A 12726-nucleotide genomic window follows, 5' to 3' on the forward strand; every position below is an offset into this window, starting at 1 on the left:
GCGGTGACCCGGTCAGCGGGCGCGCAGGTTGGCGCGCAGGGCGCCCAGGACCACGCCGGGGGTGGCGAGCGATCGCGGGTGCGCGCGCATGGAGACCACCTCGTTGAAGCGCCGCGCGGTCGGCACGTGCGTGACGGTCGCCGCGACGATCTGCCGGCTGACCCAGCTGGAGAGCCGGTAGCCGCGCGGGTAGGGCCCGTCGACGTGCGGCAGTGCCAGGTCCGCGGAGGTCGACATCGACCAGGCGGCGTCGACCACGACCTTCTGCAGGGCGAGGAACCGGCGCGCGGGCACCCGCAGGTCCGGCCGGGATCGCAGGTACGTCGACAGGCAGGCGGCGTGCAGCGCCGCCGCCGTCATGCCCTGCCCGTACACCGGGTTGAACGACGCCACCGCGTCGCCGACGCTGACCAGCCCGGCCGGGAACCGCTCCAACGCGGCGAACTCCCGCCGCCGGCTGTCGGCATGGCGGTAGGTCTGCACGTCGCCGAGCAGCTCGCTGTCGGCGACCTCGCCGAACTCCGGCGGGAACTGCTCGCGCAGCCGGCGGACGAAGTCCTCGGCGGTACACCCCGGCCGGTGGTCCCCGTAACCGGCCATCATGGCCATCCACCGGCCGTCCTCGATGGCGAAGAACGCGGCCCCGGCCACGTCGGACGACATCCTCGGGGTGTGCAGCGCCATGACGACAGTCAGGGCCGGGTTGGCCTCCCGGCGGCGGAACAGGGCCGTCGCGTAGTTGAGGTGCACCGGCATCCGCCGGGTGACCGGCCGGTCCCAACCGGCCCGCTCCAGCCAGTCGGACAGCCGGCTCGACCGCCCCATGGCGTCCACCACGAGATCTCCGCTCTCCACGCCGGACATCCCGCCGACGTCGAAGCGCACCCCGGTGGTGACGGCCCCGTCGATCACCAGACCGGTGGCCCGGGCGGTGACCGTCTTGACGTTGGGCAGGCGTAGCACCTGCTGGCGGATCAGCCCCTCCAGCAGTGGCCGGCTGCCCGCCAGGCTGTCGGCGTCGTCGGGGACGACCACCTTCCGTCGACCGTCGAGATAGCTCCGCCGGGCCGCCGGCGGGGCCTCGACCGCCCCCTGGGCCAGGGCCTGCTCGCGGAAGCCCGGGAACAGCTGCTCGAGCTGGAGGAAGCCGCCGGGCAGCAGCGCGTGCAGCTGCGTGCCCTGCGGCACGCCGGGCCGCCCGCCGGGCACGTGCAGGTCGTCCCGGTCGAGGACGACGACGCTCTCCGCGTGGTCGGACAGCACCCGCGCGGCCAGCAACCCCGCGACGCTGCCGCCGACCACCACCGCCTTGCCCAGCACCGGCCACGACCGCTGCGGGGGTCGCACCTGGTTCAGCGCCGCGAAGACCCGGGCCGGCGAGAGGGACATGGTGCTCTCCAAGGAGGTACGAGGAGTGGTCGCTGCTCACCTGCCTGGCGGCCGGCGATCGTGCGTGGGCGGACCGGCGGGCGAGCCGGTCGACGTGACGCCCGTCGATCCTCGCACAGGCACGGGGCACCGCCCGGACGGGTATGCGACAAATCAGGCGTCCCGCAACCACCCCCGGTCGCCCCGCCGTCCCGTGGCACCGCTGCCGGGCGGCCGACCACCCGACCGACGACGAGCGGGCCGGCCGGCGGGTACGCCGGCCGGCCCGCTCCGTCGGGATCAGACGAGGTCGAACCGGTCCAGGTTCATCACCTTGACCCACGCCGCGACGAAGTCCCGGACGAACTTCTCCCGCGCGTCGTCGCCCGCGTAGACCTCGGCGAGCGCGCGCAGCTCCGAGTTGGAGCCGAACACCAGGTCGACGCGGGTACCGGTCCACCGGACCTCGCCGGTGGCGGCGTCCACGCCCTCGAACGTGTTCGCGTCCTCGGACGTCGCCCGCCACGTGGTGCCCAGGTCGAGCAGGTTGACGAAGAAGTCGTTGGTCAGCGAGCCCGGGTTCGTGGTGAAGACGCCCAGCGGCGACTGCCGGTGGTTGGCACCCAGGACGCGCAGACCACCGACGAGGACGGTCATCTCGGGCGCGGTCAGGGTCAGCAGGTTCGCCTTGTCGACCAGGAGGAACTCGGCCGGCAGCCGGTTGCCCTTGCCGAGGTAGTTGCGGAAGCCGTCGGCGGTCGGCTCCATCGCGGCGAACGACTCCACGTCGGTCTGCTCCTGGGTCGCGTCGGTGCGCCCCGGGGTGAAGGGAACCTCGACGTCGAAGCCGGCGTTGCGGGCGGCCTGCTCGACGCCGGCGCCGCCGGCGAGCACGATCAGGTCGGCGAGCGAGACCTTCTTGCCGCCGGTCTGGGCGGCGTTGAACGCCTGCTGGATCCCCTCCAGGGTGTGCAGCACCCGGGCCAGCTCGTCGGGGTTGTTGACCTCCCAGCTGTTCTGCGGCTCCAGGCGGATCCGCGCGCCGTTGGCGCCGCCGCGCTTGTCGCCGCCCCGGAACGTCGACGCCGACGCCCACGCGGTGGAGACGAGCTGGGGCACCGACAGCCCGGAGGCGAGGATCTGCGCCTTGAGGGCGGCCACGTCGTCGGCGTCGACCAGCTCGTGGTCCACCGCCGGGACCGGGTCCTGCCAGACCAGGACCTCGGACGGGACCTCCGGGCCGAGGTAGCGCTGGATCGGGCCCATGTCGCGGTGGGTCAGCTTGAACCAGGCCCGGGCGAAGGCGTCCGCGAACTCCTCCGGGTGCTCGTGGAAGCGCCGCGAGATCTGCTCGTAGATCGGGTCGAACCGGAGGGCGAGGTCGCTGGTCAGCATCCGCGGCTCGCGGCGCTTCGTCGGGTCGTGCGCCTCCGGCACCATGTCGCTGCCCGCGCCGTTCTTCGGACGCCACTGGTTGGCGCCCGCCGGGGACTTCACCAGCTCCCAGTCGTAGGCGAACAGGATGTGGAAGAACTCGTTGTCCCACCGGGTCGGGTGGTAGGTCCAGGTCACCTCGATGCCGCTGGTGATCGTGTCGGCGCCCTTGCCGGTGCCGAAGCTGCTCTTCCAGCCCAGGCCCTGCTGCTCGATCGGGGCGGCCTCCGGCTCCGGGCCGACGTGGTCGGCGGGGCCGGCGCCGTGGGTCTTGCCGAAGGTGTGGCCGCCGGCGATCAGCGCGACGGTCTCCTCGTCGTTCATCCCCATCCGGCGGAACGTCTCGCGGATGTCCCGGGCCGAGGCGAGCGGGTCGGGGTTGCCGTTCGGGCCCTCGGGGTTGACGTAGATGAGCCCCATCTGCACCGCGGCGAGCGGGTTCTCCAGCTCGCGGTCGCCGGTGTAGCGCTGGTCACCCAGCCACGTGGTCTCGGGGCCCCAGTAGACGTCCTCCTCCGGCTCCCACACGTCGGCCCGGCCGCCGGCGAAGCCGAAGGTCTTGAAGCCCATCGACTCCAGGGCGACGTTGCCGGCGAGGATCATGAGGTCGGCCCAGGAGATGCTCTGGCCGTACTTCTTCTTGACCGGCCAGAGCAGGCGGCGGGCCTTGTCCAGGTTCGCGTTGTCCGGCCAGCTGTTGAGCGGCGCGAAGCGCTGCATGCCGGCACCGGCGCCGCCCCGGCCGTCGCTGATCCGGTACGTGCCGGCGCTGTGCCAGGCCATCCGGATCATGAGCGGCCCGTAGTGGCCGAAGTCGGCCGGCCACCACTCCTGCGAGGTCGTCAGCAGCTCGGCGATGTCCCGCTTCACCGCGGCCAGGTCGAGGCTCTGGAACGCCTTGGCGTAGTCGAACTCCTCGCCGAGGGGGTTCCGCACCGCGGGGTTCTTGGCGAGGATCTTGAGGTTGATGCTCTCCGGCCACCAGGCGCGGTTGCCGCCACCCTGGGTCGGGTGGGGGGCGCGGCCGTGCGCGACCGGGCAGCGGGACTCGCTACCCGCCTCCGCGTCGTGGACGACGGCCTCGTGGTGCTCGGACATCGGGTTCTCGGACAACGCTTTCCTTCCGTGGTGGGGGGAACAGTGGGATCAGGAGTTGCCAGCGGTGGAGCAGTCGGGGCAGCGGCCCCGGTAGACGACCTCGGCCTCGTCGATGGCGAAGCCGTGGTCGTCGGACGCGGTCAGGCAGGGCGCCGCGCCGACGGCGCAGTCGACGTCGGCGATCAGGCCGCAGGACCGGCACACGACGTGGTGGTGGTTGTCACCGGTACGCGCCTCGTAGCGGGCCACGGAGCCGGGCGGCTCGATGCGCCGCAGCAGACCCGCCGCGGTCAGCGCGCGCAGCACGTCGTACACCGCCTGGCGGGAGACCTCGGGGAGGTCCCGGCGCACGGCACCGATGATCGAGTCCGTGTCGGCGTGCGGATGCGCGTGCACCGCGTTCAGCACTGCCACCCGGGGGCGGGTCACGCGCAACGCGGCCCCACGCAGCATCTGCTGGAGGTCCAGAGCCGTGGTCACGCCGGAAGTGTGGCCGGTTTTCTGGAATGAGTCAAGAAAGAATGTCGGACGCCACCCGGGACCCCGCCGGGGCCGCCCGCCGCGCGAGGTCAGCGGGCTGTGGCGGCGGGGCGTCCGTCCGCCGCCGAAAGTCGCTTGCCGCCGTACGGCCGGCTCCGGCAGGGTGACAGCCATGACGTTCTGACGGACCCACCCCGCCCGAGGCCGCCCGGCGCCGACCGGTGCCGCCTCCGTCCGTCCATCCCTCTCCCGTCGGGAAGTGAGCGTCCTTGTCCCAGCACCCCGTGCGGCAGGAGCCCCTGCCGCCGCCCGGCCCTGCCACCGTCACCGTCTTCGCCTCCCCCACGAGCTGGATCGAGTCCGCCGCGGTCGCCCAGTGCCACCAGGTGGCCGCCCTCGCCGGCATGATCCACGTCGCCGGCATGCCGGACCTGCACCCCGGCAAGGGCGCCCCGATCGGCGCCGCGATGACCTCGACGGTGCTGTATCCGTTCCTGGTGGGCTCCGACATCGGCTGCGGCATCGCCGTCTTCCCGATCGCGCTCAAGCGCGCCGTGCCCGAGCGGCTGGCCGCCCGGTTTCCCGACCTCGACCGGGCGCTCGACCCGGACCGGGACGCCGACGACCCGGCCTGGGCGGTCGTGCCGGGCGACCTGCCCGCCGGTCACGTCGAGGGGCTCGGGACGGTCGGCCGGGGTAACCACTTCGTCGAACTGGCCCGGATCGGCACCGTCTTCGAACCGGGCCACGCGAGCCGGCTCGGGCTCGACGCCGGCGACCTCGTGCTCGTCGTGCACAGCGGTTCCCGGGGGCTCGGCGAGCGCATCCTGCGGGCGCACACCGAGGTCCACGGCGCCGGCCCCGCCCCGGACCCCGCCACCTACCTGGCGGCGCACGACGACGCCGTACGGTGGGGCTCGCTCAACCGGCGGCTGCTGGCCGCCCGGGTGGCCCACGCCCTCGGCGCGGAGCCCACCGAGCCGGTCCTCGACCAGTGCCACAACCTGGTCGAGGTCCACGACGGGGTCTACCTGCACCGCAAGGGCGCGGCGCCGGGCGACGGGCGGGACGTGCTCGTCGCCGGCACCCGCGGCACCCCCTCCTACCTGGTGTTCACCCACGCCGGGCCGGAGGCGAACCACTCGGTGGCGCACGGCGCGGGGCGGAAGATGTCGCGCGCCGACGCCCTGCGCCGGGGCCGGGCCAAGCACACCGTCGAGGAGTTGCGCCGCACCCCGGTGGGGTCGCTGGTGGTCTGCGGTGACCGCCAACTGCTCTTCGAGGAGGCGCCCACCGCCTACAAGCGGATCGAGCGGGTGATCGGCGACCTCGCCGACCACGGCCTGGCCACGCCCGTGGCCACCACGGTTCCGCTGGTCACCTACAAGACCGCCGACGTCGGATCGGCAGCCCGGCCGAACCGCCGGGACGACCGTCGGCGGCGGGGCCGGCCGTGACCGTCCACCTGCTGATCTCCGCCGGACGCGGCCCGCGGGAGTGCGCCTGGGCGCTGGGTCGGCTGCTGCGCCGGCTGGAAGCCGACGCCACCCGGCACGGCCTGACCACCGGTCGACTCCGGACGGTGCCGGGCGACCGGCGCGACACCTACCGGTCGGTCCTGATCCGGATCGCCGGCGCCGGCGCGGAGCCGTTCGCCGCGTCGTGGACCGGAACCCTGTGCTGGCAGGCGCCGAGCCCGTACCGGCCGAGCGCCGGCCGGAAGAACTGGTACGTGATCGCCCACCCGTGCCCGCTCGACGCCCCGACCACGACGTTCACCGAAGCGGACGTCGACATCGTGGCCTGCCGCACCGGCGGCCCCGGCGGCCAGCACCGGAACAAGGTCAGCACGGCGGTGCGGGCGACCCACCGCCCGTCGGGCCAGGTCGTCGTGGTCGACACCGAACGGCGGTTCAGCCTCAACCGCCGGATCGCCGTCCAGTTGCTGCGGCAGCGCGTCGAGCGCGGTGACGAGGCGGCCCGGCAGGCGGTCACCGCCGCCCGCTGGCGGGTCCACGACGAACTCGTCCGCGGCAACCCCACCCGGGTCGAACGCCCGTGACCGCCGGCGCGCCGGTCGTCAGTGCGCCGCCACGACGATCGGCTCCGACCCCAGCTCGGCCAGCCGGGCCGGCCGGACCACCACGAGCAGCACCGCCGTCGCGGCGACCATGCCACCGGCCACCACCAGGGCCATCGCCACCGCGCCGGTGCCCAGCACGCCCACCAGCGGCGCGGCCAGCGCGCCGACGCCGAACTGCACGGCGCCGAGCAGCGCGGACGCGGTTCCGGCCGCCTCCCCGTGCCGGGACAGCGCCAGGGCCGGCGCGTTCGGCATCGCCAGGCCCGCGGCGGCGAGCACCACCCAGAGCGACACCAGCAGGCTCGGCAGCCCGCCGAACCCGGTGGCGGCGACGGCGAGCAGCGCCAGCCCCGCCGCGGTCCCCACGCCCAGGGCCACGACGAGGATCCGCTGCGGCGGATGGCGGCGCAGCAGCCGTACGTTGAACTGGGTCGCCGCGATCAGCCCGACCGCCCCGGCGCCGAAGGCCAGGCCGAACTGCTGCTCGTCCAGCCCGTACTGCTCCTGGAGCACGAACGACGACCCGGCCACGTAGGCGAACAGGGCCGCCATGGCCAGTCCGGCGACCAGGACCAGGCCCACGAAGGTCCGGTCCCGCAGCAGCGAGCGGTAGACGGCGACCGTCGCGGCCACCCCGGCGGGCCGGCGCCGATCGGCCGGCAGCGTCTCCCGGAGGCCGAGGGCGGCGACCACGACGAGCAGCACCCCGAACGCCGCCAGGGCCACGAACACGCCGCGCCAGTCGGTCCAGCGCAGCAGCCCGCCGCCCAGGGTCGGCGCGAGGATCGGCGCGGCTCCCATCACCAGCAGCAGCCGGGAGAGCAGCCGGGCGAAGGCCGCGCCGCTGAACAGGTCGCGGACCACCGCCATGGCGACCACCGAGGCGGCCGCGACGCCGAGGCCCTGCACCACCCGCAGGACACCGAGCACGGTGACGTTCGGTGCGACGACGCAGAGCAGCGACGCCACGACGTGCAGCGCGATGCCGGCGATCAGCGGTTTGCGGCGGCCGACGGCGTCGGACAGCGGGCCGATCAGCAACTGGCCGAGGGCGAGGCCCGCCAGGGTGCCGGTGAGGGTCAGCTGGACCGCCGCCGACGTGGTGTGGAAGTCGGCGACGATCGCGGGCAGCGCCGGCAGGTACATGTCGATCGTCAACGGTCCGACCGCGATCAGCGACCCGAGCACGAGGACCAGCCGCAGGCGCTGCCGGGTGCTCATCAGGTCACCGGGCGTCGGCGGGGCCGCCTCCGGAACCTCGACGACGGCGCTCATCGGGTCGATTCCGGGCGGTCGGCGGGCAGTCGGGCGGGAAACAGCTCAGGAGTCACACCTGACTCCAAATCCGGATCCGATGATCTGATTCCCGGTCCGACCCGAGGTAACGCAGGTCACAGCGCGAGCGCCCGCCCCCGAGCGGACCCTCCCGGTCCGGCCGCCGCGTCAGCCGGCGACCGCGGCCGGCGCGCTGAGCCCGCCCTCGTTCCCGCTGCGGTCCAGGCCGGACACGCAGTAGGTGAGCGGCCCCCGGGCCGGGGCGGTGCGGTCGACCCAGCCGGTGTCCCGGGTGGTGCCGACGAGCCGGGCGGCGTCGCCGTCCACCCGGTAGACGGCGAAGCTGGTCGCGCCGTCGCCGCGCCAGGCCAGCTCGACACCGCCGCCGTCCGCCCGCCGCGTCCCGGTGACCGTCGGGGCGGCCGGGGGCGCCGCCGGCAGCTGCGCCATCGTGGGCAGCAGCGCCGGGCCCGCGTAGTGCGCCGCGCGATAGCGGCTCACCGCGCCGAGCTTGTCGGCGCGCACCTGCTTGGCGCTGAAGTGCACGCTCCCGTGCACGCCGTGCCGGCGGTTGAGGGCGAGCTGGCGGTCCAGCTCGGCCGGGTCGCGCCAGGCGCCGCGCTCGCCCACCCGGTAGTCGGCCTGGCCGATGTAGAGCTGCACCCGGGTGCCCTTCACCGTGGCCGTCCACCACGGCAGCAGCTTGGCGTAGTCGGCCTTGTCGAACCCGATGTGCCAGTAGAGCTGCGGTACGACGTAGTCCAGCCACTGCTCGCGTACCCAGAGCCGGGTGTCGGCGTAGATGGCGTCGTAGCTCTGCAACCCGGCGGTGGCCGAGCCGGCGGGGTCGGTGCGCTTGTTGCGCCAGATGCCGAACGGGCTGATGCCGAACTTCACCCACGGCTTGATCGCCTTGATCCGCTCGCTCATCTCGCGGACCAGCGTGTTCACGTTGTGCCGGCGCCAGGCGTGCTTGTCCGGGAAGCCCCGGCCGTACCGGGCGAACGCCGCGTCGTCCGGGAAGTCCTGCCCGGCCTCCGGGTACGGGTAGAAGAAGTCGTCGAAGTGCACCCCGTCGACGTCGTAGCGGCGGACCGCCTCCAGCATCGAGTCCTCGACGAACGCGCGCGCCTGCGGGATGCCCGGGTTGAAGTAGAGGCGGCTGCCGGGTCGGTCGGCGCTGGGATAGGTCACCACCCAGTCGCGGTGCCGCCGCAGCGGATGGGTCGGCGCCAACTGGTCCAGCCGGGGGCCGGGCCCGCCCACGGTGGCCGGCTGCCCGCCCCGGTACGGGTTGAACCAGGCGTGGAACTCCAGGTTGCGGGCGTGCGCCTCGGCGACCATGAACTCCATCGGGTCCCAGCCCGGGTCGCGGCCGTCGCGGCGGCCGGTCAGCCACTCCGACCAGGGCGCGTAGCTGGACGGCCAGAGCGCGTCCCCGCTCGGCCGCACGTGCACGAAGACCGCGTTGTGGTTGTTGCGCACGGCCAGGTCCAGCCAGGCCCGGAACTCGGCCTGCACGGTCGCGGTCGGCAGCCCGCGCCGGCTCGGCCAGTCGATGTTGTTCACCGTCGTGATCCACATGCCGCGCAGCTCGCGGGGCGCCCCGGCCGCCCGTCCCGCGCAGTCGCGGGCGCCGCCCGCCGGGTCCGGCGCCACGCCGACGACGGCGGCGTCACCGCGCGCCCGCGTACCGCCGTCGCCGTCGACCCGGTCCCGCAGCGACCAGGCGCCGGCCCCCACCGCCACGGCGAGCGCGACGGCCACCGCGACCGGCGTCCTGGTACGACGGCGGTGGGTGGCGGGAGCGGACGGGTCGGGGCCGGGCATCGCCCCAGTCTGCCCAGCCCGGACCGCCGGGTGAACAGCCGGGCCCATTACTTAACGATCAGCTAAGCCGCCGCCGGGCCGGAACGAGGCGCCGGCCGGCGCCTCAGGCGGTGGCGGATTCGGTCGACGGGGCGACGGACCGGCCGCGGGTCACCAGGTAGCCGAAGCCCGCCGCGGTGAAGAACATGACGATGCCGTAGACGGCCCCCGGGATCGCCATCTGCGTGCTGTCCAGCAGCGCCGGGCTGAGCGCGATCGTGATGGCCAGGGTGCTGTTGTGGATGCCGATCTCGAAGCCGGCCGCCGTCGCGGCCCGCCGGTCGACCCCGGCCAGCCGCGGCACGCCGTATCCGATCGCGAGGCTCAGCAGGTTGAACGCGAGCACGGCCAGGCCGACCGAGACGAAGTAGTCGGCGATGTTGTCCCGTTCGCCGAGCACCGCGCCGGCGATCACCGCGACCAGCACGACGACGGACAGGATCCGGACCGGACGGTCCAGCCGCTCCGCGACCCGCGGCGCCCGGGCCCGGACCAGCATGCCGATCGCGACCGGGACGAGCACGATGGCGAAGACCTGGAGCACCTTGTCGAACTGGAGGCCGATGCTCCGCCCGTCGGCCAGGAAGTGCCCGGCGGCGAGGTTGACCACGATCGGCAGGGTGAACACGGCGAGCACCGAGTTGACGGCGGTCAGGGTGATGTTCAGGGCCACGTGCCCGCCGAACAGGTGACTGTAGAGGTTGGCGGTGGTGCCGCCGGGTGAGGCGGCCAGCAGCATCATCCCGACGGCCAGTTCCGGCGCCAGGTCGAAGGCGAGCACCAGCGCGAAGCAGAGCGCCGGCAGCAGCAGCACCTGGCACACCAGCGCGATGACGGCCGCCTTCGGGTGGTGGGCCACCCGCCGGAAGTCGTCGACGGTCAGCCCGAGACCCAGGCCGAGCATGATGATGCCGAGGGCGATGGGCAGTCCGATCAGGGTCAGGGCCGAGTCCATGACACGACATGGTCACCGCCCGGTAACACGCTCACAATCCCCCGTGCGGCCGGCCGCGGGCGACCTCAGGGCTCTTGACCGCCGGCGACGATCCGCTTAGCTTCATCGATCAGAAAGGTGTCTTAACTAATTCAGCCGCGTCCCTCCCGGGAGTGCCGATGCGACCATTCCGCCACCGCCGTCTCACCGCCCTCGCCGCCCTGGCGACCGTGCTGGTCGCCGCCGCCCCGCCGACCGCGGCGAGCGCGGGTGACGGCGGGAAGCGCCCCGGGTACCACCGGGTCGGCTACTTCACCCAGTGGGGCATCTACGGCCGGGCCTTCCCGGTCAAGAAGCTCGACACCTCCGGGGCGGCCAGCCGGCTCACCCACGTCAACTACGCCTTCGGCAACGTCAGCGAGGACGGTCGCTGCTATGTGGACGGCGGGCCGGGCGAGGGCGACGCCTGGGCCGACTACCAGCGTCCGGTCCCGGCGGAGGAGAGCGTCGACGGCGTCGCCGACGCCTGGGGCGAACCGCTCAACGGCAACTTCGGCCAGTTGGCCAAGCTGAAGGCCCGGCACCCCGACCTGAAGGTGATGATCTCACTGGGCGGCTGGAGCTGGTCGACGTACTTCTCGAACGCCGCCCGCACCGACGCCTCCCGCAAGGCGTTCGTCGCCTCCTGCATCGACCTCTACCTCAAGGGCAACCTGCCGATCCTCGACGGCGGCAGCGGCGGCCCCGGATCCGCCGCCGGGGTGTTCGACGGCATCGACCTGGACTGGGAGTGGCCGAACTGGCCGGGCGAGCCGGGCAACGTGGTCCGCCCGGAGGACCGGGAGAACTTCACCAAGCTGCTCGCCGAGTTCCGCCGGCAGCTCGACGCGTACGGCCGGCAGACCCGCAAGCACTACCCGCTGACCGCCTTCCTGCCGGCCAACCCGGCCGCCATGGACGCCGGATTCGAGGGCCGCAAGATCTTCCGGTACCTGGACTTCGCCACCGTGCAGGGCTACGACTTCCACGGCACCTGGGAGCGGGTGACCAACCAGCAGTCGGCGCTGCGGGTGCCGGCGGGTGCGCCGGACAACCCGGACTTCTCCGTGGAGGTGGCGATCGACGGCTGGATCGCCCGCGGCGCCCCGCGCGGCAAGCTGGTCCTCGGCATCCCGTACTACGGCCAGGGCTGGACCGGCGTCACCGGCGGGGGCAACGGCCTGTTCCAGCCCGCCGCCGGGCCCGCGCCGGCCACCCACGCCCCCGGGTTCGAGGACTACAAGCAGCTCAAGACCCTGCCCGGCAAGGGCTACACCGTCCACCGCGACCTGCGCGCCGGGCACGCCTGGCTGTTCGACGGTACGACCTTCTGGACGTACGACGATCCGGCGGTGGTGCTGCAGAAGACGCTGTACATCCGGCGGGCCGGGCTGGGCGGAGCGATGGTCTGGTCGCTGGACGGCGACGACGACAACGCCACGCTGACCAAGACGATCGGCCTGGGGCTCGGGACGCGGTAGCCGCACCCGGTCCACCCGGCGATCCCCCACCGGCCCGCCGCCGCACCGCCCGGCGGGCCGGTGGCGTCCGGCGGAGTCGCCCCGGCGGGCCGGTGGCGTCCGGCGGAGTCGCCCCGGCGACCTGCCGGGACCGCTCGGGCCGGAGCCCCTCAGGCCGGGGCCGCTCGGGCCGGGGCCGCTCGGACCCGGGTCGCTCGGGCCGGGGGCGTTCAGGCCGGGGTCGGGCTGGACGGGTCGGCGTGGTCGTCGAGGTCGGCGCGGAGCGCGTCCGGTGCGCGCATCCGCCACGCGTCGGTGACGAGTTCGTGCAGGCGTGCCACGCTCACCTCGGCTAGCCGCACCATGACCAGCGGCAACCCGTCGTAGGCGGGCGTGGTGAAGAACAGCTCCGGCTCGCCGAGCAGGAGGGCCTGCTTCTCCGCCTCGTCGCCGACGTACAGCACCGCGATGTCGGTCCGGATGACCCGCGGCCGGCCCGGCCGGCGCTCCGGATAGGACCAGACGAAGCCCTTGTCGGCCACCCGGAAGTCGAAACCCTCGCTGTCGATCTCGACCACGTGCGGCAGGGCGAGGGCCAGGCGGCGGACGTCGTCCGCGTCAGCCATGGACGTCGCCGCCGGATGTCGCAACCCGCATGGGCACAGGTTAACCGCCGCGCCGGCCGG

The 12726-nt window shown here is 73.8% G+C and carries 10 protein-coding genes; 3 read left to right on the plus strand and 7 right to left on the minus strand.

Features of this window, described 5'->3' with window-relative positions; all coding sequences use genetic code 11:
* Nucleotides 1–12: 12 nt before the first annotated feature.
* The 3 genes from Q3W71_RS00390 to Q3W71_RS00400 form a co-directional block, all read right to left on the minus strand.
* The gene (locus Q3W71_RS00390) at nt 13–1389 is read right to left on the minus strand and encodes an NAD(P)/FAD-dependent oxidoreductase (protein WP_302917257.1); all 1377 of its coding nucleotides are present in this window, start codon (nt 1387–1389) and stop codon (nt 13–15) included.
* A 279-nt stretch (nt 1390–1668) separates the two neighbouring features.
* A complete protein-coding gene (gene katG, locus Q3W71_RS00395; protein ID WP_302917258.1) occupies nt 1669–3900 on the minus strand; it encodes a catalase/peroxidase HPI in 2232 nt (743 codons plus the stop codon).
* A gap of 48 nt (nt 3901–3948) precedes the next feature.
* Complete coding sequence (locus tag Q3W71_RS00400) at nt 3949–4353, minus strand: Fur family transcriptional regulator (protein WP_302918684.1); 405 nt, start codon at nt 4351–4353, stop codon at nt 3949–3951.
* Between the two features lie 296 nt (nt 4354–4649).
* On the opposite strand from Q3W71_RS00400, the gene Q3W71_RS00405 reads away from it, so the two are divergent.
* Complete coding sequence (locus Q3W71_RS00405) at nt 4650–5837, plus strand: RNA ligase RtcB family protein (RefSeq protein ID WP_302917259.1); 1188 nt, start codon at nt 4650–4652, stop codon at nt 5835–5837.
* The gene (prfH, locus tag Q3W71_RS00410) at nt 5834–6442 is read left to right on the plus strand and encodes a peptide chain release factor H (protein WP_302917260.1); all 609 of its coding nucleotides are present in this window, start codon (nt 5834–5836) and stop codon (nt 6440–6442) included. Before Q3W71_RS00405 ends, prfH begins: the two co-directional genes overlap by 4 nt.
* Nucleotides 6443–6460: 18 nt before the next feature.
* On the opposite strand, the gene Q3W71_RS00415 is transcribed toward prfH, so the two are convergent.
* The 3 genes from Q3W71_RS00415 to Q3W71_RS00425 form a co-directional block, all read right to left on the minus strand.
* Nucleotides 6461–7738, minus strand: a complete 1278-nt coding sequence (locus Q3W71_RS00415) for a multidrug effflux MFS transporter (RefSeq protein WP_302917261.1) — start codon at nt 7736–7738, stop codon at nt 6461–6463.
* Nucleotides 7739–7906: 168 nt separating this feature from the next.
* On the minus strand, nt 7907–9568 hold the full coding sequence (locus Q3W71_RS00420) for a glycoside hydrolase family 10 protein (RefSeq protein WP_302917263.1): 1662 nt from the start codon (nt 9566–9568) through the stop codon (nt 7907–7909).
* A gap of 103 nt (nt 9569–9671) precedes the next feature.
* The gene (locus Q3W71_RS00425) at nt 9672–10562 is read right to left on the minus strand and encodes a bile acid:sodium symporter family protein (protein ID WP_302917264.1); all 891 of its coding nucleotides are present in this window, start codon (nt 10560–10562) and stop codon (nt 9672–9674) included.
* Between the two features lie 158 nt (nt 10563–10720).
* Here Q3W71_RS00425 and Q3W71_RS00430 point away from each other — a divergent pair, with 158 nt between their 5' ends.
* The gene (locus Q3W71_RS00430; protein ID WP_302917265.1) at nt 10721–12061 is read left to right on the plus strand and encodes a glycoside hydrolase family 18 protein; all 1341 of its coding nucleotides are present in this window, start codon (nt 10721–10723) and stop codon (nt 12059–12061) included.
* A 209-nt stretch (nt 12062–12270) separates the two neighbouring features.
* Here the strand turns inward: Q3W71_RS00430 and Q3W71_RS00435 are convergent, their stop codons facing one another.
* A complete protein-coding gene (locus Q3W71_RS00435; protein ID WP_302917266.1) occupies nt 12271–12666 on the minus strand; it encodes an MmcQ/YjbR family DNA-binding protein in 396 nt (131 codons plus the stop codon).
* Nucleotides 12667–12726 lie beyond the last annotated feature (60 nt).

Origin of the sequence: Micromonospora sp. C28SCA-DRY-2, from assembly GCF_030519475.1 — a bacterium.
Taxonomy (GTDB): domain Bacteria; phylum Actinomycetota; class Actinomycetes; order Mycobacteriales; family Micromonosporaceae; genus Micromonospora.